We start from the raw sequence: 20944 nt of genomic DNA on the forward strand, positions 1-20944 counted from the left end.
TGTGGCGAGGGAGCTTGCTGGGGCTAGGGAGCTTGCTCCCGCTGGGCTGCGCAGCGGCCCCAAAATCCTGGGAGCGCTTCGCACTCCAGCGGGAGCAAGCTCCCTCGCCACAACAAGCTCCTCACCACAGCAAGCTCACTCACCACAGACAAGCCCCCTCGCCACAAAATCAGCTTTCCATCATCAAGAAGGAATATTTGATGCGCATCATCCTCTTCAGCAGCCAGACCTACGACCGCGACAGCTTTCTCGCCCAACCGCTGCCCGAAGGCATGCAGCTGCAATTCCAGCCGGCCCGGCTGAACATCGACACCGTGGCCCTGGCCGAATACCACGAAGTGGTCTGCGCCTTTATCAACGATGACCTCAGCGCTCCGGTGCTGGAGCAGTTGGCCAGCGGCGGCACCCGCCTGATCGCCCTGCGTTCCGCCGGTTACAACCATGTCGACCTGCCCGCCGCCAAACGCCTGGGCCTGACCATCGTGCGGGTGCCGGCCTACTCGCCCCATGCGGTGGCCGAACATGCGGTCGCGTTGATCCTGGCCCTCAATCGCCGCCTGCACCGCGCCTACAACCGCACCCGCGACGGTGACTTCAGCCTGCACGGCCTGACCGGGTTCGACCTGGTGGGCAAGACCGTCGGCGTGGTCGGCACCGGGCAGATCGGCGCCACATTCGCCAAGATCATGGCCGGGTTCGGCTGCCAGTTGCTGGCGTACGATCCCTATCCCAACCCGCAGGTCGAAGCCCTCGGCGCCCGGTATGTGAGCCTGCCGCAGTTGCTGGGCGAGTCACAGGTCATCAGCCTGCATTGCCCGCTGACGGCGGACAGCAAACACCTGATCAACGCCCAAAGCCTCGCCCATATGCAGCCCGGCGCGATGCTCATCAACACCGGGCGCGGCGGCCTGGTGGACACCCCGGCGCTGATCGACGCACTCAAGGACGGCCAGCTCGGCTATCTGGGGCTGGATGTGTATGAAGAAGAGGCCCAGCTGTTTTTCGAAGACCGCTCGGACCTGCCCCTGCAAGACGACGTATTGGCGCGCCTGCTGACCTTCCCCAATGTGATCATCACCGCGCACCAGGCCTTCCTGACCCGCGAGGCGCTGGGGGCGATTGCCGGCACCACCCTGGCCAACATCGCGGCGTGGGCTGGCGGGCAGGCGCAAAACCTCGTCGAAGGATGATCAGCGGTCACATAGCCGCGCCATGATGGGTAGCGGCCCGTGATAGGATGCCGCGCCTATTTGGAGGATCCATGGCCGAACACGATTTCCGCTTCAGCTTGCTGAGCCCGCAACACACCCTGATCGAATGCCGGGCCCTGGTGCCGGGCCGTTATCAAGTCACCGGCAACGGTGGCTCGATCAAGAACGGCGACGTTCTGATCGTCACCCTGCGCGGCAGCAAAACCCTGTCGATGCGCCTGACCGTCGAAGGCGATGCGCGCTACTCCATCCGCCCGGCGGGCCAGTGGGTCGCCATGGCCCAGGGGCCGAAATTCGGCGAACTGGAGATTCACACCTGGAAGGTCAACTGCGACAGCTGCGACAACGTGCTGGAGTTTGAATTCGCGGTGGAAACCAAGCTGACCAAGGAGCCGCTGCAACCGGCCGCCACTGCACGGGTTACCGAGTTGGGCTGGGCCACCCTGGGTGACAAGCACCGCTGCCCGAAATGCCAGCAGGCCGCGCAATGAAAGCCCTGCTGATGCTGGCCGTGCTGGGTGCAGGCCTTGCGGGCTGCGCCAGCGACGAGGTCAAGCTCAAGCAGGATCACAGCTACGTGGTGGAATGGATCGGTGAGCGGCCGCTGATGGATTACGCCCACCTGACCGTGACCCTCGGCGCCGATGGCCGGGCCTATGGCAATGGTGGCTGCAACCATTGGTTTGCGCCCTACACCCTGGACGGCGACAAGCTGAGCTTCGGCAAGGTCGGCAGCACCCGCAAACTCTGCGCCGAAGCGCTGATGGAGCAGGAGCACCGCTTCTTCCAGGCCCTGCAGGGCGTGCAGCGCTGGGACATTTCGCCGATCGAACAGACCCGCTTCTGGCCGGCGGATGGCAAGCCGTTGCGGTTGTGGCTGGAAGAAGGCTGATCTGAAGGCGCAACACATCTAAATGTGGGAGCGGGCTTGCTCGCGAAAGCGGTGGATCAGTCGATGTATCCGGTGACTGCCACACCGCATTCGCGAGCAAGCCCGCTCCCACATTTTTTATCCGCGCAACGCCTTGAGCTTGGCCAACACCCCTTCCGCCGTCTGCTCACCCATCAGTTGCTCACGCACCTTGCCCTTGTCATCAATGATGTAGGTCACCGGCAGGGCTTCACTGCGGGGAATGTCGAAGATCCCGTCCGGGTTCTGCGCCAGTACGGTGAACTTGATGCCCAGCTTCTCGCTGGCGCTCTTGAGCTCTTCACCCTGGACGTTGTCGAAATTCACCCCGAACACCCCCACTGACTGGCCCTTGAGCTGTTCGGCCAAGGCGTTGAGTTCCGGGATTTCGGTACGGCACGGGCCACACCATTCGGCCCAGTAGTTAACCACCAGCCATTGCTTGTCCAGGCGTTCGGCGGCCACTTTCTGACCATATTGGTCAACGCCATAATCATTGCCACAGCCGCTGAGCAGCAGTGTGCCGATGATTGCCAATGCGCCTAACAGTCGCCTCGTCATGGGGTAATCCTTCGTAAAAATGAACGTTGGCTGCGGCCTATCGCCTCTCATGGTTTAAGGACGCGGCGCAGCGCGGGTAGAATACCCGCCACCTTACGCAAGATGCGACCCGCACATGACCGATCTGACGCTTTATCACAACCCGCGCTGCTCGAAATCCCGCGGTGCGCTCGAACTGCTGGAAGCCCGTGGCCTCACACCGACGGTGGTGCGCTACCTGGAAACCCCGCTCGACGCCGCGCAATTGCAGGCCCTGCTGGGCAAGCTGAACATCAGCGCGCGGCAACTGCTGCGTACCGGCGAGGACGAATATAAAACCCTCAACCTGGCTGACACCAGCCTCAGCGAAGCACAGTTGATCGCTGCCATCGCCGCTCATCCGAAACTGATGGAGCGTCCGATCCTCGCCACCGCCGACAAGGCCGTGATCGGCCGCCCACCGGAGAACATCCTGGAGCTGGTTTCGTGAGTGCGCCGTATGTGCTGGTGTTGTATTACAGCCGCAACGGTTCAGTCAGCGAAATGGCCCGGCAGATTGCCCGGGGCATCGAGCAAGCCGGGCTTGAGGCGCGGCTGCGCACCGTGCCGGCCATCTCCAGTGAATGCGAGGCCGTGGCGCCGGACATTCCGGTCGACGGCCCGCTGTACTGCAGCCTCGACGACCTGAAGAACTGCGCAGGCCTGGCGCTGGGCAGCCCGACCCGTTTCGGCAACATGGCCGCGCCGCTCAAGTACTTTCTCGACGGCACCAGCAACCTGTGGCTGACCGGCGCCCTGGTCGGCAAGCCGGCGGGTGTGTTCACCTCCACCGCCAGCCTGCACGGCGGCCAGGAGACCACGCTGATGTCGATGCTGCTGCCGCTGCTGCACCACGGCATGCTGATCACCGGACTGCCCTACAGTGAACAGGCGCTGCTCGACACCAAGGGCGGCGGTACGCCTTATGGCGCCAGCCACCATTCCGGTGCCGACGGCAAGCGCGCACTGGATCAACACGAGATCGCCCTGTGCCGCGCCCTCGGCCTGCGCCTGGCGAAGACCGCTGCGCTACTGGAGAACGGCCGTGGCCAGGAAGCCTAAGGTACTGCCGCCCCAGGCCTGGCTGGAGCCACGGGTCAAGGCGATGCGGGCGTTGAGCCTGCTGGCGTTCCTGGGATTGGTGGGGCTGCTGTGTGCCTACTACCTGGCGTTCGCCGATCTGCATGGCGCGCGGCCGTGGGTGATTCTGCTGATCGAATTGGTGCCGCTGCTGTTGCTGGCGCCGGGGATGATCCTGGGCAGCGCGCGCGGGCATTCATGGATGTGCTTTGTGGTGAACCTGTATTTCATCAAGGGCGCGCTGGCGGCCTATGACCCGAACCGGCAGTGGTTTGGTGTGCTCGAGATGCTGGCGAGCCTGGCGGTGTTCTGCACGGCGTTGATGTATGTGCGGTACCGGCATCAGCTGAATCGGCGGTTGGCGGGGGAAGGATTGCCTGCTTGATGCTTTTGTAGTGCCTGACCTGCCGCTATCGCAGGCAAGCCAGCTCCCACAGAGGAATGCATTCCAAGTGTGGGAGCTGGCTTGCCTGCGATGGCATCAACCCGGTATCAATGATTCACGGTGTAAGCCAGCATCATCGACAACTGGCACATCGGCCGCCCGCTCTCGGCATGCCACTGGTTGAATGCGCCCTGCACCGTGGCCAGGTCCCGCAGGCTGGTGGGCACCTTGTCGACGATCTTCTGCGCATTCAGCGCCGCCACCACGTCATAGCTCGGCACGAACGTGTCCTTGCCCACCATCCGCAAAAAGCGCGGCGCCGACAGCCCGCCCAACTGGTGGCCGTGCTTGCTCAGGTACTTCCACAGGCCGACGATATCGGTCACCGGCCAGTCGGCAATAAACCCGCCGAAGCTGCCTTTTTCCTTCTCGATATCCAGAATCATCTGCGCATTGCGCGGCACGCTCTTGAGCTTGCCCAGGTGACGGATGATGCGCGTGTCCTGCATCAGCCGCTCCAGGTGCTCGGCGCCCATGAGTACGACTTTTTCCGGGTCAAACCCAAAGAACACCTGCTCGAAGGCCGGCCACTTGGCGTCCACCACGCTGTGCTTCAGGCCGGCACGAAACACCCGCAGCGACAGGGTCGACAGGTAGCGGTCATCGCTGATTTTGCGCAGTTTCGCCGGGGTCAGGGGCACAGGCAGGTGGGCTTCCAGCTCGGCCGCCGAACCAAACCGGTTCAGACAATATTCGTGCAGCCACTTGTAATCGCGCATGCCCTCTCCTAAGGATTGAAATGAAAACGGCGCCCAGGAGCGCCGTCTGTCAGAGCGGTGAAAACACTCAGAGGTTCACTACGTTGACGAAGCGCGACGCCGCACTTTCGTCGATACGCAGGCTGGTGAAGTCGAACAGGTTACGGTCGGCCAACTGCGACGGCTGCACGTTCTGCAAGCTGCGGAAGATGCTGTCGACGCGGCCCGGGGTCTTGCGGTCCCAATCCTGGAGCATGTCCTTGACCACCTGGCGCTGCAGGTTTTCCTGGGAGCCGCAGAGGTTGCACGGGATGATCGGGAATTGCTTGAGGTCGGAGTACGCCTGGATGTCCTTCTCATGGCAGTACGCCAGTGGGCGGATCACCACGTTGCGCCCGTCATCGGCCCGCAGCTTGGGCGGCATGGCCTTGAGGCTGCCGTTGAAGAACATGTTGAGGAAGAAGGTTTCGACGATGTCATCGCGGTGATGACCCAGGGCCATCTTCGTCGCGCCGATTTCGTCGGCAAACGTATAGAGCGTGCCACGGCGCAGGCGCGAGCACAGCGAGCAGGTGGTCTTGCCTTCCGGGACCAGTTCCTTGACCACCGAATAGGTGTCTTTCTCGACGATGTGGTACTCGATCCCCAATGCCTTGAGGTAGGCCGGCAGCACATGCTCGGGAAAACCCGGCTGCTTCTGGTCCATGTTCACGGCGACGATGTCGAACTTGATCGGCGCGACCTTTTGCAGGTGCATCAGCACGTCGAGCATGGTGTAGCTGTCCTTGCCGCCGGACAGGCAGACCATGACCTTGTCGCCCTCTTCGATCATGTTGAAATCGGCGACTGCCTCGCCGGCCAGGCGACGCAGGCGTTTTTGCAGTTTGTTCTGGTTGACCGTAAGAGTGCCCATGGCGCTTGGATCCGCGAAAGGTGTGTGACGAAAAGCCGGGTATTTTACCGGGATGGACGACCGAGTTCCAATGTGGGAGCGGGCTTGCTCGCGAACGCGAAGTGTCATTCGCCAGGTGTTTAGCTGACCCACCGCATTCGCGAGCAAGCCCGCTCCCACATTTGACCGCATTCCAATCAACAGACCCCGCCGCGATTAAGCCCAATGTTTACAGCGCAATTTGCTCTAAAGCCCCACACTTTTTCCGGTCATCACTTCCTATACTGCGACATAAGGTCGCACATATATCCAGACCTTTCAGGCCAATTGGCCCGTGGGCGCTCCGCTGGGGGGCGATGGTAATAACGACAGGAGTGACTGGCATGATCCATCACGTCGTGGGACTTTTCACCCACCCCGATCAGGAATGGCGGGAAATTCGTGGCGATAAAGAAGAAAGTATCGGCCACATGTACCTCACCCACACGCTGATTCTCGCGGCCATCCCCGCTGTCTCAGCCTTTATCGGTACCACTCAGGTGGGTTGGGTCATCGGCAGCCGCGCCCCGGTGATGCTGACGGTGGAAAGCGCGTTGTGGATGACCCTCATGTCCTACGCGGCGATGCTCGGCGGCGTGGCGGTGATGGGCGCGTTCATTCACTGGATGGCCCGCACCTATGACGCCAACCCCAGCATGGCGCGCTGCGTGGCGTTTGCCACCTACACCGCGACACCGCTGTTTATCGGCGGGCTCGCGGCGCTGTACCCGCATATGTGGCTGGGCATGGTGGTGGGCACGGCGGCCATTTGCTACACGGTGTATCTGCTGTACGTGGGGCTGCCGACCTTCATGAACATCCACCCGGACGAGGGCTTCCTGTTTTCCAGCTCGGTACTGGCGGTAGGCCTGGTGGTGCTGGTGGCGATCATGGCCTTTACCGTGATCGTCTGGGGGCTGGGCGTAGGCCCGATCTACACCAACTGACGCGGTTTACCCGCAGGAAAAGCCACCGTAAGGTGGCTTTGTGCGTTATGCATGACCATTCGGCGCCTGACAGATTCGGATACACCCTTGTTTGCGGCATACTGGACATCTCTGGAGATATGTACAGCATGCCCGAGCAACTCAATACCCGCGTCGAAGATTGTTTCCTGCAAGCCGAATCCTTTTTCAAACGAAGCTTCAAACGCCCTCAAGTCAGCCTCAAGCTGCGGGGCCAGAAGGCCGGTGTCGCGCATTTGCACGAGAACCTGCTGCGCTTCAACCCGCAGCTGTACCGTGAAAACAGCCAACACTTCCTTAAACAGACAGTCGCCCATGAAGTGGCCCACCTGATTGCCCACCAATTGTTCGGCGAGCGCATCCAGCCCCATGGCGAGGAATGGCAGTTGATCATGCGTGGGGTTTACGAACTGCCGCCGGACCGCTGCCACACCTATGAAATCCAGCGGCGGCGCGTGACGCGGTATATCTACCGCTGTCCGTGTGCCGACAGTGACTTCCCGTTTTCGCCCCAGCGTCACGGGTTGGTGGGCCAGGGGCGGCGGTATTTGTGCCGCAGGTGCCGGCAGACTTTGGTGTTTACCGGGGAAACCCGGGTGGAGTGAGGGCCTCATCGCAGGCAAGCCAGCTCCCACAGTTGAAATGCATTCCCCTGTGGGAGCTGGCTTGCCTGCGATAGCGTCAGCCCAGGCGCTACTGAATCACCTTGGCACGCCGCAAATCATCTATTTGTTGAGCACTGAATCCCAACTCCGCCAACACCCCATCGCTGTGAGCGCCCACCGCCGCGCCTATGTGCCTGGCCGCCGGCAAGCCCTCGGAAAACTTCAGCGGGCAGGCCATTTGCGCCTGGCTGGAACCATCGCCCCGCGGCACCTGGCTGACCAGCTCCCGGGCTTTCAACTGCGGGTGTTCAACGGCCTCGCTCAGATTCAGCACCGGCTCGACACACGCATCAATCCCGGCAAACAGCTCACACAGCTCATCAAAGCTACGTTTCTCGAACTCGACCTGCAGCGCCAGCTTGAGGGCTTTCTGCTGCTCGGGTTTGGGCGATAGGCCCATTGCCGCCAATTCAGGGCGGCCAAGCGCCGTACACAACTGCTGCATAAACGCCGGCTCCAGACTGCCCACCGACAACCAGCGTCCTTCCCGCGATCGGTAATAGTCATAGAAACTGCCGCCATTGAGCACCTGGTTCTCCCACGCCGGCTCCACGCCGCACGCCAGGTAACCGGCGCCGGCCATGGCATTCAGGCTGAAGGCGCAGTCGGTCATGCTCACGTCCAGGTATTGCCCCACCCCACTGTGCTGCCGGGCAATCACCGCCGCCAGCAAACCGATCACCGCGTGCAACGAGCCGCCCCCCACATCCGCCAACTGCACACCCAAGGGCAACGGCCCGCTGTCCTGGCGCCCGGTGTAGCTGGCAATGCCTGCCAGGGCCAGATAATTGATGTCATGGCCGGCGCGATCCTTGTAGGGGCCGGTCTGGCCGTAGCCGGTGATGGAGACGTAGATCAGCTTTGGGTTGATCGCCTTCAACGCCTCGTAACCCAGGCCCAGGCGCTCCATGACCCCGGGGCGGAACTGCTCGAGGACGATGTCGTAGTCCGCCACCAGTTGCCGCACGATCGCCACCGCCTCGGCCTGCTTGAGGTCCAGGGCCAGGCTGCGTTTGTTGCGGTTCAGATAGGCATGGCTGGCCGACACGCCCTGGTCATGGGGCGGCAGTACTCGCAGCAGGTCCATGCGTGTGGGGGATTCGATGCGCAACACCTCGGCGCCCATGTCGGCCAGCAGCAACGAGGCGAACGGCCCCGGCAGCAAGGTGGAGAAATCCAGTACTTTGAGGGACGCCAAGGGACCTGACATGCGGACTCCGATTCCGATTCGATTGGCCACAGAGTAGGCAAACCCGGCGGTCGGCGGCAATCACATAAACCATCATCCGAAGTGACTGATGCTTCCCGAAGGCATAAAAAAACCCATCCGAAGATGGGTTTTTCACAAACGCTACAGCCTTACTTGACGGCGGTTGGAGCCGGGCCTTCGGCCACGCCCAGGTCGTCTTCTTCACGGGTGTCGGAGATACCGCGACCACCGGAAGCCAGTTCGACTTTCAGCTTGTCTTCGTCCAGTTCCTTGACCCACTTGGCCACAACCAGGGTTGCAACAGCGTTGCCAACCAGGTTGGTCAGTGCGCGGGCTTCGGACATGAAGCGGTCGATACCCAGGATCAGCGCCAGGCCGGCAACCGGCAGGTGGCCAACAGCCGATAGGGTAGCGGCCAGTACGATGAAACCACTACCCGTCACGCCAGCAGCGCCCTTGGACGACAGCAGCAGTACCAGCAACAGGGTGATCTGGTGGGTGATGTCCATGTGGGTGTCAGTCGCCTGGGCGATGAACACGGCAGCCATGGTCAGGTAGATCGAAGTACCGTCCAGGTTGAAGGAGTAGCCAGTCGGGATAACCAGGCCGACTACCGACTTCTTGGCGCCCAGGCGTTCCATCTTGATCAGCATGCGTGGCAGTGCGGATTCGGACGAGGAAGTACCCAGTACGATCAGCAGTTCTTCACGGATGTAGCGGATCAGTTTCAGGACGCTGAAGCCGTGTGCGCGGCAGATGGCGCCCAATACCAGCACCACGAACAGGATGCAGGTGATGTAGAAGCAGATCATCAGCTGACCGAGCTGCACCAGCGAACCTACGCCGTAGGCACCGATGGTGAACGCCATGGCGCCCAGGGCACCGAGTGGCGCGAGCTTCATGATCATGTTGATGATGTTGAACATCACGTGGGCGAAACGATCGATGAAGTCCAGCACCGGCTTGCCGTAGGCACCCAGGCGGTGCAGGGCGAAACCGAAGATCACCGAGAACATCAGCACTTGCAGGATGTCACCGGTAGCGAACGCGCCAACGATGGTGTTCGGGATCACGTTCAGCAGGAAGCCAACGATGCTCTGGTCGGCACCGGCAGTCACGTAGGCCGCGACTTTGGAGGCGTCCAGGGTAGCCACGTCGATATGCATGCCGGCGCCCGGTTGCACGACGTTGACCACGACCAGGCCGATCAGCAGGGCGATGGTGGAGACGATTTCGAAGTACAGCAGCGCGTAGCCGCCGGTCTTGCCGACCGATTTCATGCTTTGCATGCCAGCGATGCCGCTGACAACGGTGCAGAAGATGATCGGGGCGATGACCATTTTGATCAGCTTGATAAAGCCGTCACCCAGTGGCTTGAGGGCCACGCCGGTCTGCGGGTAGAAGTGACCGAGCAAAATACCGATAACGATTGCAACGATCACCTGGAAATACAGGGATTTGTACAGTGGCTGACGAGTCGTCATTGCAAAGTTCCTCAATCGTCCCGTGTGGCAAATATCCGCCATTGCCCACGACACTTGAATTGCGAACCCTCCTGCACTGGAGGGATTTGTTGTTTGAGAGCCTGCTCGAGGCGGTCTCCCTGCGCTCTGTATCGCAAGCGTCGTGCCACTTCTGCTGAAACTCCCTGAAGGCCTTTAGACATCAGCGCTCGGGCGATTTCCAGCTTAAGGTTATGCCTACAGACAGTGGCGGATTTCCGCCTGCTCGCCTGATCTCGTCCTACAATTTGGCGGATATCCGCCTTGTTGCACCCGCCCGGGGTGGCTAACATCCGCCACTCAATGGACGAGGCCCCTCATGCGTGAACGAACCATCGCCAGTCACTACGCCCGAGCCGCTCTCGGCGGTGCTCGCCGGGCCGGCTACGATTATTCGGGCCTGCTGCAGCAGGTCGGCATCACTGCGGAACTGCTGAGCGAGCCCCGCGCCCGCATCGCCCCCGAGCAATTCACCCAGTTGTTGCAAATGCTGTGGCTGGCGCTGGATGACGAATACCTGGGCTTCGCCGAAGGCCCGAGCAAGCGCGGCACCTTCGCCATGATGTGCCACGCGCTGATTCACTGCCGCACCCTGGAGAAGGCTCTGGAACGCGGCTTATTATTTTATAGCCTATTCCCGCAGGGTCCGCGCTGGCGTCTGACACGTGAAGGGGAAATGGCCCGCCTGAGCCTGGACGATTCGCAACTCTGGGACCCGGATCACTTCCTCAGCGAATGCCTGCTGGTGATCTGGCATCGACTCGGCAGTTGGCTGATTGGCCAGCGCATCCGCCTGCACCAGGCCACCTTCAGCTACCCGACGCCGCCCCACGCCGGTGAGTACGACTTGCTGTTCCCCTGCCCGCAGGTATTCGCAGCGCCCACCAGCAGCCTGGTGTTCCCCAGCCGCTACCTGAGCCTGCCGTTGTTGCAGGACGAGCGCACCCTCAAGCATTTCCTCGAACGCTCCCCGGCCGACCTGCTGTCGCGGCCGGATGAAGGCGACAGCCTGAGCAGCCAGTTGCGCCGCCTATTGAGCCGCGACCGCACGCCCTGGCCTGACCTCGAAGCCGTCGCCCAGCACCTGCATATCAGCCCGCAGACCCTGCGTCGGCATTTGCGGGAGGAAGGCACCAGCTTTCAGGCGCTCAAGGATGAGTTGCGCCGGGACATTGCGATCTATCATTTGGGGCGGGCGGATTTGTCGTTGCAGGAAATCGCCGAGCAGCTGGGGTTTTCCGAACCGTCGGCGTTTCATCGGGCGTTCAAGAAGTGGACCGGGTTGACGCCGGGGGCCTATAGAGCACAAGAAACCTAGGTGTGTATTGATGCGACTGGCCTCTTCGCGAGCAAGCCCGCTCCCACATTTGACCGAGTTCCACCTTGGGAATGCCATCGAATGTGGGAGCGGGCTTGCTCGCGAAGAGGCCGGCACAGTCAATAAAGATCAAACAGCCGGGAAGTGGATCTTGAACGCAGCCCCACCCAGCGGTGAATCCCCAAGGGTCAGCCGGGCGCCATAGCTTTCAATGATGTCCTTGACCACCGCCAGGCCAATCCCCTGCCCCGGATGCTGGCGGTCGAGCCGCTCGCCCCGCTGCAGGATGCGCGCACGCTGGTCCGGCGGCACGCCGGGGCCATCGTCTTCGATGCACAACTCGGTGCCCTCCAGGCTTTCCTGCAAGGTGATGCGCACTTCGCTCAGGCACAGGCGATAGGCGTTCTCCAGCAGGTTGCCGAGCAGTTCCAGCAAGGCGCCCTTCTCGATCGGCACGTCGCATTCGTCCGGCAGTTCAAAGGCGACCTTCACGCCCTTATCGCGATAAACCTTGTCCAGCGTGTCGCACAGGCTTTGCAGCACCGGCTCCAGCCGCACCTGGTGGCGCACCAGGCCGCTTTTACGCAGGCTGGCGCGCTGCAATTGGTAGCTGATCTGCTGGCTCATGCGTTCGATCTGCGATTGCAGTACCCAGGCCTGGTCCCGATCTTCGGGGCGCTGGGCCATGTCTTCACTCACGCCTTGCAGCACCGCCAACGGGGTTTTCAGGCTGTGGGCCAGGTCATCCAGGGAATCGCGGTAACGGGTGCGTTGCTCCCGCTCGCTGTGGAGCAACCGGTTCAGGGAGCCGGTCAGGCGCAGCAGCTCGCGCGGGTGTTGCTCGCTGAGGCTTTCCCGGGTACCGCCTTCGATTTCATCCAGTTCCTGGCTCAGCCGGCGCAGCGCCTGCAGGCCCCAGGTCAGGCCCAGCCACAACAGGGTCAGCAGCACCAGCAAGGCGGCGCCGAAGCCCAGGTAAAGGTTTTCCCGCAGGCCTTCGAGGGTCAGTTGGTATTCACGCACCGGTTGCAGGGCGACGATACTGAACGCCGCGCTCTTGCCGCCCAGCAGCTTGACCTCGACGTCATAGACAAAAAATTCCTGGCCGTTGGCCTCGCGGATCCGCGCAAACTCGTTGCCGCGCCCGTCATAGCGCGGCTTGTAGTTGATGTTCTCTTCCTGGGTGGCGCGCGACCGCCAGACCAGATGGCCTTCGCGGTCATAGATGTAGCCCAGCAGGCGGCTGTCGGTGAGGTTGAAACGCTCGTCCGGCAGCTGCGCGGGCATCAGCAGGCGATTGTTTTCAACCCGGGCAGCCGAAATCAGCGTCGTGACATCCGACGCCAGGCGCTGCTCGATGGAGTCCTGCAGGGCCAGGCTGAAGGCGCCCTGCATGGCCGGCAACAAGGCCAGCATAAACAGCACGGCCAGGATGGTGGCCGCGAGCATCAAACGTACACGTAGCGAGCGAATCAACGGCAGCGCTCATTGAACAGGTAGCCCAGGCCACGCACGGTGTCGATCGGCTTGAAACCCGCCGGGCCTTCCAGCTTGCGGCGCAGGCGGCCCACCAGCACTTCGATCACGTTCGGATCACGCTCGTCGTCATCGGGGTAGAGCTGTTCCATCAGGCGGTCCTTGGCGACCACTTGCTGGTGATGCCGCATCAGGTATTCGAGGATGCGGTATTCGTAGGCGGTCAGCGCCAGTGGCTGTTCGTCGAGGGACGCCTGCTTGCGATTGAGGTCCAGCAGCAACGGCCCGGCGACGATGGTGGATTGGGTGAAACCGCTGGAGCGGCGCAACAGTGCGTTCATCCGCGCTTCCAGCTCTTCGAACTGGAACGGCTTGACCACGTAGTCGTCGGCACCTGCTGCCAGGCCTTCAACCTTGTCCTGCCAGTTGCCACGGGCGGTCAGGATCAGGATCGGGAAGGTCTTGGCCTGGGCGCGCAATTGGCGGATCAGGTCCAGGCCGCCCATGCCGGGCAGGCCCAAATCGATGATCGCCAGGTCGTGGTTGAATTGCCCGGTCTGGTACAGCGCCTCTTCGGCATTGGCGACGGCCTCGACCACGTGACCGCTGTCGGTAAGGCGGGTCAACAGGTGATGGCGCAGCAACGCCTCATCTTCGACAACCAGCAATTTCATAAAGCTCTCCAAGGCAAATCAACTTTCCAACTGGGGTATATCATAGCGGCCCTGCAGGTCTTGCTGGCGCAATTTACTGCCGTTGAAGTGACCTGACAGGTTTTCGTTGCCCACGCGATAGTCTGACTGCGGGGTGTGCTGGCCCAGGGACTGGCCCCATGGAGCCGCCTGTTCACCGGCATCCTCGAAGCTCACCCGCTGGAGAAGGCTGTAGGGTTTTTTGCTCTTCTCCTTGGAGAAACCCGCGAAACTCGAATCAGAGGCCTGGACGCCAGCGGTGGCGCTGAGCATGGTTAAGGCCAACATCAGCTTCTTGATCGCAGTCATGGTGCTACCTCATACGCTTGGGCTTTGGGTACGGGGCCAGACTACGCAGACGCCCCTGAACTCCCCCTGAACACTCTCTGAACCTGGGCTGAACCGAGGCCGGCTACTGTGTAAAGAGTTATTTACGTATCCCCGGCCGCAGGCTATCCAGCGGCCCTGCAACTCGGCAAAATACCCGGCATGAATTCCCTACCCGCCTGCTGCACCCCACTTGACGCCCATTGGCCGTTGCCCGATGCCTTGCCCGGCACGGTCTTGCTGAGCACCCGTTTTGACCCGGCCCTGCTGGCCATCGGCGATTTCCAGCGCAGCGCCGTGCCGCCACCCGCGAGCATCCAGCGTTCGGTGGCCAAGCGGCAGGCGGAGTTCCTGGCCGGTCGCCTGTGCGCCCGCGCGGCCCTGCAACAGCTGGACGGGCTGGATTGCGTGCCGGCGATCGGCGAGGACCGCGCGCCGGTCTGGCCCGCGCACATCAGCGGTTCGATCACCCACAGCACCGGCCATGCAGCGGCCATCGTCGCCCACAAGTCACAGTGGCGCGGGCTGGGGATGGACCTGGAGAACCTGCTGCCCCTGGAGCGGGCGGAACGCCTGGCCGGGGAAATTCTCACTCCGGATGAAATGCTGCGCATGGCCGCCGGGCCGCGGGAACAGGTTGCGCAACTGGTGACGCTGACGTTTTCGGCGAAAGAGAGCCTGTTCAAGGCGCTCTACCCGATCGTGCAGAAGCGCTTTTATTTTGAGCATGCCGAGTTGCTGGAGTGGTCGGATACCGGCCATGCGCGGCTGCGGTTGCTGACGGACTTGTCCGCAGAATGGTGCCATGGCAAGGAACTGGAGGCGCAGTTTGCGGTGGATGAGGGGCAGTTGTTGAGCCTGGTGGCCGTCCAGGCCTAGACCTTCTCCTGATCCCGTGGCCAACTCAGGCTGAAACACGCGCCACCCAGATTGTTGCTCTTGCTGATCAACGCCCGGCCGCCGTGCCAATAGATGATCCGCCGCACAATGGATAACCCCAGGCCGTGCCCACCCGACGCGCGGGTCCGGCTGTCATCCAGGCGCAGGAACGGCGTGAAAATCCGCTCCCAGGCACTTTCCGGTACGCCCGGCCCGTCGTCTTCCACGTCGATGCGGCAACGCACCTGGCCCACCTGGTAACTGATCAGCACCTGCCCCTGGGCGTGGCGCATGGCGTTGCTCACCAGGTTTTGCAGGGCACGGTGCAGGTAACGCGGCTCGGCCTCCACCCATGCATCGTCCCAATGTGCCGAGGACAGGCAGATGCCCCGCGCCACGTTGATTTCCGGGCGCAGCGGTGACAGTTCATCAATCACCTGATCCAGCAACGCATTGAGGTCGACCCGCTGGAAATTCAGTGCCGGCGCCCCCTGTTCCAGCCGCGCGTAGGTGAGCATTTCGTCCACCAGGCCATCGAGGTCCTGGATGTCGCTGTCCATGCCCTCCATATACTTGCGCCGCGCTTCAGGCGTGGCCGCGTCGCCGATCATCTCCAGGCCGAACCGCAGGCGCGCCACCGGGGTGCGCAGTTCATGGGACACCGCCCGCACCAGTTCGCGCTGGATCGCCAACAGGCGTTGCAGGTGCTCGGCCATGCCATTGAACGCTGCCGCCAGGCGCCCCACCGAATCGGCGCCGCGGGCCGGCACCCGCACTTCCAGGCTGCCTTTGGCGATGCGCGTGGCGGCGGCTTCCAAGCCACTCAGACGCCGCTCCAGCTGGCGCACCAATAGATAGACGATCAAACCGATCAAGGTCAGGCTGATCAGCGCAATCAGGATCAGCCATTGCGCCGGGTACGGATTCATCTGATACAGCGGGCCGATTTCCAGGACCCACGGCGTGCCGACCATCCCGGCAAATACCCGGATCGAATCCCCCCCCTTGCCCAGGGCCATCACGGTATCGCCTTCGGACACGCGGCGGCGCTGGTCTTCGTCCATATCAGCCTGATTGAGCATCACCAGGTGCATCTCGAAACCAAAGCCCTTGGCTTCCTTCAGGTCTGCGAGTTTCTGCGGTTGCTCCGCCACCGGGAAACGCACCAGCTCATCGGCCAGCAGGTAAATCGTCGCGCGGGCCAGTTGTTCGCTGATTTGCTGCACTTCACCGGTCAGCAACAGTTGCTCCTGGTCACTGACCAAGCGCAGCACCCTGGCCGCGTGAGGCCCGGTTTGCTCCACCAACACCTGGCCGCGTTGCAGACGGCTACGCTGGGTCAGGTCCAGATGCGCCTCGGCCACGGTCTGCAATTGCAGCGGGATACCCAGCAAGCGCTCCCACACCGCCAGGGCGCGGCGGCGCTCGATGGCACTCATGGGTTGCAGGTTGTCGCCCATCAGCGCGAAGGTGCCGTGGGCCAGGCGCTCGCGGTACTGGCCGCTACGCACTTCATTGAGCAGGTGCAAGGCCAGTACGCCGAGCAACGCCACCAGAATCAGCGCCGCGCACATGCCGCCGTAGATGCGCAGGAAGATTGAGTTCACGGCGTCAGGTCAGCCGCAGCTTCGGGGACGAACAGGTAGCCTTTGCTGCGAATGGTCTTGATCAGGCGTGGGTGGATCGGGTCGTCGCCGATTTTCGGGCGGATGCGCGAGATGCGCACGTCGATGGAGCGGTCCTGGCCGTCATAGCCAATGCCGCGCAAGGCGGTGAAGATTTCTTCCCGGGACAGGATCCGCCCGGCATTCGCCACCAGCAGCCACAGCAGGTCGAATTCGGCGCTGGTCAGCTCGATGCCGCCTTCGTGCAGCCAGGCTTCACGCAGGGCGTTGTCCACCACCAGCGGGCCGAATTGCAGGCGCCGCTGTTTTTCGGGGAGTGCCGGTTCGACGCTTTCGCTGCGCCGCAGCAGGGCCTGGATGCGTGCCAGCAACAGGCGTGGACGCACGGGTTTGCACACGTAATCGTCGGCACCCATGTCCAGGCCCAGCACCTGGTCCATGTCGTCGGTGCGCGCGGTCAGCATCAGGATCACCCCGTCGTAGTGCTCGCGCACCTTGCGGCAAATGCTCAGGCCGTCTTCACCGGGCAACATCAGGTCGAGGATCACCAGGTCCGGCTGCTCGGCGATGATCCGCGCCGCCGCGAGGGCACCATTACCTTCCACCGACACCCGCAAGCCGTTGCTCTCCAGGTAGTCACGGGTCAACTCGGCCAATCGCTCGTCGTCCTCGACAATCAATACCTGCCAGGCTTCTTGCTCCATGCGTTACCTCGGTTCTAATTATTGTAGGGGCGGGTTTGCCCGAGAAAATTCGAGGGCGCCGCGTTTATTCAGGTTTCCAGCGTCATCGTTGACGTCCTTCGCGGGCAAGCCCGCTCCTACAGTTGTCATGTAGGCGAGGCATAAACTGTATGGATAACCGCCGATTGTAGCAACGGGCCGGCCCTCTGCCACAAGCGCGCAAATGCGTTCGGACATCGTGTTTTTTTGTGATAGGGTTCGCGCCCGCAAAAATCCAACCGGTTGTTTTTACCTCGGAATATTCGGTGACAAACGGCGCAATGCAGCAGTACTGCGGCCTACACGGCCATTCCACGTTTCATACACATTTTACCCACAGCGTTATCCACAGGTAGTCCGTTGCTAAGCCCCCCAAAACGCATTATCTTGTAGGTCGTCGCCAAAAAAACCCTACATGTAGGGTTTTCAGCGAAAAGACCAAACACAAATCAGACAAGAAACTCAAGCTCTTTCTTGCTCCTGTTTGGTGAACTTAAGCCTTTTTCAGAAGACCAAACCGCGCACGCGGATGGCAGCCGCTTTCTGCCCCGATCAGGCGAAAACGGTACGGGTGTTGCAGTACGAAACTGTCACCCACCAGGAATACGGTAAGAGCCCCAAGGCTTGTAACCGAAGACTTCGGCATGGAAGCGGCGCGAACAGCTCCCTTCCTCCTGTCCCGAAGTTGTTATGCCAGGCCCCTGGCCTGTTGTAAGTGCTTCAGGACGGAACGGTGGGCACCGTGATGGTGCCCAAATAAATATAGAATGTGGAGACAACCCCCCATGCAAACCGACACAACTCGCGAGAACCCGCAGGGCTCCGTGCCGCAGGCCGCTGATTCGAACCTGGATCTGTCCGCCACCGCGCCCGGCCAATTGCGTGTGATCAAGCGTAACGGCACTGTCGTTCCTTACACCGATGACAAAATCACCGTCGCGATCACCAAAGCGTTTCTTGCAGTTGAAGGCGGCACCGCTGCTGCCTCGTCGCGCATCCACGACACCGTTGCCCGCCTGACCGAACAGGTCACCGCAACCTTCAAGCGTCGCATGCCATCGGGCGGCACCATTCACATCGAAGAAATCCAGGACCAGGTCGAACTGGCCCTGATGCGTGCCGGCGAGCAGAAAGTCGCCCGCGACTACGTGATCTACCGTGACTCGCGCGCCAAGGAACGTGCCGTACGTTCCCCGGCCGAAGAAGCTGCCGTACAAGCTCACCCGTCGATCCGCATCACCCTGGCCGACGGTACGTTTGCACCGCTGGACCTGGGCCGCCTGAACACCATCATCACCGAGGCCTGCGAAGGCCTGGAAGAAGTCGATGGCGACCTGATCCAGCGCGAAACCCTGAAGAACCTGTACGACGGCGTGGCCCTGACCGACGTCAACACCGCACTGGTGATGACCGCCCGTACCCTGGTCGAGCGTGAGCCGAACTACTCGTTCGTCACCGCGCGCCTGCTGATGGACACCCTGCGTGCCGAAGGCCTGGGCTTCCTGAAAGTCGCCGACAGCGCCACCCACCACGAGATGGCCGACCTGTACGCCAAGGCCCTGCCGGCCTACATCGCCAAGGGTATCGAATTCGAATTGCTGAACCCGATCCTGGCCACCTTCGACCTGGAAAAACTCGGCAAGGCGATCAACCACGAGCGCGACCAGCAGTTCACTTACCTGGGCCTGCAAACCCTGTACGACCGTTACTTCATCCACAAGGACGGGATCCGCTTCGAACTGCCGCAAGTGTTCTTCATGCGCGTGGCCATGGGCCTGGCGATCGAAGAGAAGCAGAAAGAAGACCGTGCCATCGAGTTCTACAACCTGTTGTCGTCCTTCGACTACATGTCGTCGACCCCGACCCTGTTCAACGCCGGTACCCTGCGTCCACAACTGTCCAGCTGCTACCTGACCACCGTGCCGGATGACCTGTCGGGCATCTACCACGCGATCCACGACAACGCCATGCTGTCCAAATTCGCCGGCGGCCTGGGTAACGACTGGACCCCGGTGCGTGCACTGGGTTCGTACATCAAGGGCACCAACGGCAAGTCCCAGGGCGTTGTACCGTTCCTCAAAGTAGTGAACGACACCGCCGTAGCCGTGAACCAGGGTGGCAAGCGCAAGGGCGCTGTCTGTGCCTACCTGGAAACCTGGCACATGGACATCGAAGAGTTCATCGAGCTGCGCAAGAACACCGGTGATGACCGTCGTCGTACCCACGACATGAACACCGCCAACTGGATCCCTGACCTGTTCATGAAGCGCGTCTTCGATGACGGCAAGTGGACCCTGTTCTCGCCATCCGAAGTACCGGACCTGCACGACCTGACCGGCAAGGCTTTCGAAGAGCGCTACGAGTACTACGAAGCCCTCACCGAGTACCCGGGCAAGGTCAAGCTGTTCAAGACCATCCAGGCCAAAGACCTGTGGCGCAAAATGCTCTCCATGCTGTTTGAAACCGGCCACCCATGGCTGACCTTCAAAGACCCGTGCAACCTGCGCAGCCCGCAGCAGCACGTGGGCGTGGTCCACAGCTCGAACCTGTGCACCGAGATCACCTTGAACACCAACAAGGACGAGATCGCCGTTTGCAACCTGGGCTCGATCAACCTGCCGAACCACATCGTCAACGGCAAGCTGGACACCGCCAAGCTGGAACGCACCGTGAACACCGCCGTTCGCATGCTCGATAACGTTATCGACATCAACTACTACTCGGTACCCCAGGCGCAGAACTCCAACTTCAAGCACCGTCCGGTTGGCCTGGGCATCATGGGCTTCCAGGACGCGCTGTACCTGCAGCACATTCCTTACGGTTCGGACGCTGCAGTCGAGTTCGCCGACAAGTCCATGGAAGCGGTCAGCTACTACGCGATCCAGGCTTCCTGCGACCTGGCCGACGAGCGTGGCGCCTACGAGACGTTCCAGGGTTCGCTGTGGTCCAAAGGTATCCTGCCGCTGGATTCGCAACAGATCCTGATCGAGCAACGTGGCCAGAAGTACATCGACGTTGACCTGAACGAATCCCTGGACTGGGCGCCGGTACGTGCCCGTGTGCAGAAAGGCATTCGTAACTCCAACATCATGGCCATCGCACCGACCGCCACCATCGCCAACATCACTGGCGTGTCGCAATCGATCGAACCGACCTACCAGAACCTGTATGTGAAATCGAACCTGTCGGGCGAATTCACCGTGATCAACCCGTACCTGGTTCGCGACCTGAAAGCCCGCGGCCTGTGGGACTCGGTCATGATCAACGACCTGAAGTACTACGACGGTTCGGTGCAGCAGATCGAGCGCATCCCGCAAGAACTCAAAGAGCTCTACGCGACCGCCTTCGAAGTGGACACCAAGTGGATCGTCGACGCCGCCAGCCGTCGCCAGAAGTGGATCGACCAGGCTCAGTCGCTGAACCTGTACATCGCCGGCGCATCGGGCAAGAAGCTCGACGTGACCTACCGCATGGCCTGGTACCGTGGCCTGAAAACCACTTACTACCTCCGTGCCCTGGCTGCCACCAGCACCGAGAAGTCGACCATCAACACCGGCAAGCTGAACGCTGTTTCCAGCGGCGGCAACCATGGTGATGATTCGGTTCTCGCGGCACCTGCCGGTCCAGCGCCAGTGCCAAAAGCCTGCGCGATCGACGAGCCGGATTGCGAAGCTTGCCAATAAGCTGAGCCCACCCTGGGTCTAACCAC

General features: G+C 61.7%; 21 protein-coding genes. 11 read left to right on the top strand and 10 right to left on the bottom strand.

The window, feature by feature from the left end:
* The first annotated feature begins 200 nt into the window (after nt 1-200).
* From HX811_RS17365 to HX811_RS17375, 3 genes are all read left to right on the top strand, one after another.
* Nucleotides 201-1190 (top strand): 2-hydroxyacid dehydrogenase, encoded by a 990-nt coding sequence (locus HX811_RS17365; protein WP_177046710.1) that lies wholly within the window; start codon nt 201-203, stop codon nt 1188-1190.
* Between the two features lie 71 nt (nt 1191-1261).
* Entirely contained in the window at nt 1262-1702 is a 441-nt protein-coding gene (locus tag HX811_RS17370; protein ID WP_004371378.1) for a hypothetical protein, read from the top strand.
* Entirely contained in the window at nt 1699-2103 is a 405-nt protein-coding gene (locus HX811_RS17375; RefSeq protein ID WP_004371380.1) for an META domain-containing protein, read from the top strand. The genes HX811_RS17370 and HX811_RS17375 overlap by 4 nt, the downstream gene beginning before the upstream one ends.
* 117 nt (nt 2104-2220) lie before the next feature.
* On the opposite strand, the gene HX811_RS17380 is transcribed toward HX811_RS17375, so the two are convergent.
* Nucleotides 2221-2682, bottom strand: coding sequence for a TlpA disulfide reductase family protein (locus HX811_RS17380; RefSeq protein WP_004371382.1), 462 nt, complete (start codon nt 2680-2682; stop codon nt 2221-2223).
* Nucleotides 2683-2797: 115 nt separating this feature from the next.
* On the opposite strand from HX811_RS17380, the gene arsC reads away from it, so the two are divergent.
* From arsC to HX811_RS17395, 3 genes are read left to right on the top strand one after another with little or no spacing between them, the layout of a single operon-like run.
* Nucleotides 2798-3151 carry an arsenate reductase (glutaredoxin) gene (arsC, locus tag HX811_RS17385; RefSeq protein WP_004371385.1) on the top strand — a complete coding sequence of 118 codons (354 nt, stop codon included), beginning with the start codon at nt 2798-2800 and terminating at the stop codon, nt 3149-3151.
* A complete protein-coding gene (wrbA, locus tag HX811_RS17390; protein ID WP_004371390.1) occupies nt 3148-3762 on the top strand; it encodes an NAD(P)H:quinone oxidoreductase in 615 nt (204 codons plus the stop codon). The genes arsC and wrbA overlap by 4 nt, the downstream gene beginning before the upstream one ends.
* Nucleotides 3746-4165, top strand: coding sequence for a DUF2069 domain-containing protein (locus HX811_RS17395; RefSeq protein ID WP_102604978.1), 420 nt, complete (start codon nt 3746-3748; stop codon nt 4163-4165). The genes wrbA and HX811_RS17395 overlap by 17 nt, the downstream gene beginning before the upstream one ends.
* 107 nt (nt 4166-4272) lie before the next feature.
* Here the strand turns inward: HX811_RS17395 and HX811_RS17400 are convergent, their stop codons facing one another.
* Both HX811_RS17400 and ttcA read right to left on the bottom strand, forming a co-directional pair.
* Complete coding sequence (locus tag HX811_RS17400) at nt 4273-4944, bottom strand: DNA-3-methyladenine glycosylase I (protein ID WP_004371396.1); 672 nt, start codon at nt 4942-4944, stop codon at nt 4273-4275.
* Nucleotides 4945-5011: 67 nt separating this feature from the next.
* Nucleotides 5012-5836: a tRNA 2-thiocytidine(32) synthetase TtcA gene (gene ttcA / locus HX811_RS17405; protein ID WP_177046712.1), complete on the bottom strand. Its 825-nt coding sequence runs from the start codon at nt 5834-5836 to the stop codon at nt 5012-5014.
* Between the two features lie 362 nt (nt 5837-6198).
* Between ttcA and HX811_RS17410 the strand changes: the two genes are divergently transcribed.
* Nucleotides 6199-6801, top strand: coding sequence for a Yip1 family protein (locus HX811_RS17410; protein WP_004371402.1), 603 nt, complete (start codon nt 6199-6201; stop codon nt 6799-6801).
* A 128-nt stretch (nt 6802-6929) separates the two neighbouring features.
* Nucleotides 6930-7424: a SprT family zinc-dependent metalloprotease gene (locus tag HX811_RS17415; RefSeq protein WP_004371405.1), complete on the top strand. Its 495-nt coding sequence runs from the start codon at nt 6930-6932 to the stop codon at nt 7422-7424.
* An 88-nt stretch (nt 7425-7512) separates the two neighbouring features.
* Here the strand turns inward: HX811_RS17415 and HX811_RS17420 are convergent, their stop codons facing one another.
* The gene (locus HX811_RS17420; protein ID WP_177046714.1) at nt 7513-8694 is read right to left on the bottom strand and encodes a CaiB/BaiF CoA-transferase family protein; all 1182 of its coding nucleotides are present in this window, start codon (nt 8692-8694) and stop codon (nt 7513-7515) included.
* A 149-nt stretch (nt 8695-8843) separates the two neighbouring features.
* Nucleotides 8844-10178 carry a dicarboxylate/amino acid:cation symporter gene (locus HX811_RS17425; RefSeq protein ID WP_008435307.1) on the bottom strand — a complete coding sequence of 445 codons (1335 nt, stop codon included), beginning with the start codon at nt 10176-10178 and terminating at the stop codon, nt 8844-8846.
* A gap of 337 nt (nt 10179-10515) precedes the next feature.
* On the opposite strand from HX811_RS17425, the gene HX811_RS17430 reads away from it, so the two are divergent.
* Nucleotides 10516-11514, top strand: a complete 999-nt coding sequence (locus HX811_RS17430; RefSeq protein WP_003214223.1) for an AraC family transcriptional regulator — start codon at nt 10516-10518, stop codon at nt 11512-11514.
* 129 nt (nt 11515-11643) lie between these two features.
* Here HX811_RS17430 and HX811_RS17435 read toward each other — a convergent pair whose 3' ends face one another.
* Genes HX811_RS17435 through HX811_RS17445 form a run of 3 tightly spaced genes read right to left on the bottom strand, consistent with a single transcriptional unit; the run spans nt 11644 to nt 13991 of the window.
* Nucleotides 11644-12990 (bottom strand): ATP-binding protein, encoded by a 1347-nt coding sequence (locus HX811_RS17435; protein WP_023659245.1) that lies wholly within the window; start codon nt 12988-12990, stop codon nt 11644-11646.
* Nucleotides 12987-13664, bottom strand: coding sequence for a response regulator transcription factor (locus HX811_RS17440; protein ID WP_003214228.1), 678 nt, complete (start codon nt 13662-13664; stop codon nt 12987-12989). The genes HX811_RS17435 and HX811_RS17440 overlap by 4 nt, the downstream gene beginning before the upstream one ends.
* Before the next feature lie 18 nt (nt 13665-13682).
* Complete coding sequence (locus HX811_RS17445) at nt 13683-13991, bottom strand: hypothetical protein (protein ID WP_003214230.1); 309 nt, start codon at nt 13989-13991, stop codon at nt 13683-13685.
* A gap of 180 nt (nt 13992-14171) precedes the next feature.
* Here HX811_RS17445 and HX811_RS17450 point away from each other — a divergent pair, with 180 nt between their 5' ends.
* A complete protein-coding gene (locus HX811_RS17450; protein ID WP_177046716.1) occupies nt 14172-14888 on the top strand; it encodes a 4'-phosphopantetheinyl transferase in 717 nt (238 codons plus the stop codon).
* Here HX811_RS17450 and HX811_RS17455 read toward each other — a convergent pair.
* Entirely contained in the window at nt 14885-16495 is a 1611-nt protein-coding gene (locus tag HX811_RS17455) for an ATP-binding protein (protein ID WP_003214234.1), read from the bottom strand. The genes HX811_RS17450 and HX811_RS17455 overlap by 4 nt on opposite strands.
* Complete coding sequence (locus HX811_RS17460; protein ID WP_177022205.1) at nt 16492-17217, bottom strand: response regulator; 726 nt, start codon at nt 17215-17217, stop codon at nt 16492-16494. Before HX811_RS17460 ends, HX811_RS17455 begins: the two co-directional genes overlap by 4 nt.
* Nucleotides 17218-18020: 803 nt before the next feature.
* Here HX811_RS17460 and HX811_RS17465 point away from each other — a divergent pair.
* The gene (locus HX811_RS17465) at nt 18021-20918 is read left to right on the top strand and encodes a ribonucleoside-diphosphate reductase subunit alpha (RefSeq protein ID WP_008435294.1); all 2898 of its coding nucleotides are present in this window, start codon (nt 18021-18023) and stop codon (nt 20916-20918) included.
* Nucleotides 20919-20944: the final 26 nt, after the last annotated feature.

The sequence above is a fragment of the Pseudomonas sp. F8002 genome (assembly GCF_013385495.1).
In the GTDB taxonomy this organism is placed as follows: domain Bacteria; phylum Pseudomonadota; class Gammaproteobacteria; order Pseudomonadales; family Pseudomonadaceae; genus Aquipseudomonas.

Excerpts from the sequence above, each read along its gene's own strand:
- HX811_RS17365 (WP_177046710.1), top strand. The coding sequence starts at position 201 with ATGCGCATCATCCTCTTCAGCAGCCAGACCTACGACCGCGACAGCTTT.
- HX811_RS17370 (WP_004371378.1), top strand. The coding sequence starts at position 1,262 with ATGGCCGAACACGATTTCCGCTTCAGCTTGCTGAGCCCGCAACACACC.
- HX811_RS17375 (WP_004371380.1), top strand. The coding sequence starts at position 1,699 with ATGAAAGCCCTGCTGATGCTGGCCGTGCTGGGTGCAGGCCTTGCGGGC.
- HX811_RS17380 (WP_004371382.1), bottom strand. The coding sequence starts at position 2,682 with ATGACGAGGCGACTGTTAGGCGCATTGGCAATCATCGGCACACTGCTG.
- arsC (WP_004371385.1), top strand. The coding sequence starts at position 2,798 with ATGACCGATCTGACGCTTTATCACAACCCGCGCTGCTCGAAATCCCGC.
- HX811_RS17400 (WP_004371396.1), bottom strand. The coding sequence starts at position 4,944 with ATGCGCGATTACAAGTGGCTGCACGAATATTGTCTGAACCGGTTTGGT.
- ttcA (WP_177046712.1), bottom strand. The coding sequence starts at position 5,836 with ATGGGCACTCTTACGGTCAACCAGAACAAACTGCAAAAACGCCTGCGT.
- HX811_RS17410 (WP_004371402.1), top strand. The coding sequence starts at position 6,199 with ATGATCCATCACGTCGTGGGACTTTTCACCCACCCCGATCAGGAATGG.
- HX811_RS17415 (WP_004371405.1), top strand. The coding sequence starts at position 6,930 with ATGCCCGAGCAACTCAATACCCGCGTCGAAGATTGTTTCCTGCAAGCC.
- HX811_RS17420 (WP_177046714.1), bottom strand. The coding sequence starts at position 8,694 with ATGTCAGGTCCCTTGGCGTCCCTCAAAGTACTGGATTTCTCCACCTTG.
- HX811_RS17425 (WP_008435307.1), bottom strand. The coding sequence starts at position 10,178 with ATGACGACTCGTCAGCCACTGTACAAATCCCTGTATTTCCAGGTGATC.
- HX811_RS17430 (WP_003214223.1), top strand. The coding sequence starts at position 10,516 with ATGCGTGAACGAACCATCGCCAGTCACTACGCCCGAGCCGCTCTCGGC.
- HX811_RS17440 (WP_003214228.1), bottom strand. The coding sequence starts at position 13,664 with ATGAAATTGCTGGTTGTCGAAGATGAGGCGTTGCTGCGCCATCACCTG.
- HX811_RS17445 (WP_003214230.1), bottom strand. The coding sequence starts at position 13,991 with ATGACTGCGATCAAGAAGCTGATGTTGGCCTTAACCATGCTCAGCGCC.
- HX811_RS17450 (WP_177046716.1), top strand. The coding sequence starts at position 14,172 with ATGAATTCCCTACCCGCCTGCTGCACCCCACTTGACGCCCATTGGCCG.
- HX811_RS17460 (WP_177022205.1), bottom strand. The coding sequence starts at position 17,217 with ATGGAGCAAGAAGCCTGGCAGGTATTGATTGTCGAGGACGACGAGCGA.
- HX811_RS17465 (WP_008435294.1), top strand. The coding sequence starts at position 18,021 with ATGCAAACCGACACAACTCGCGAGAACCCGCAGGGCTCCGTGCCGCAG.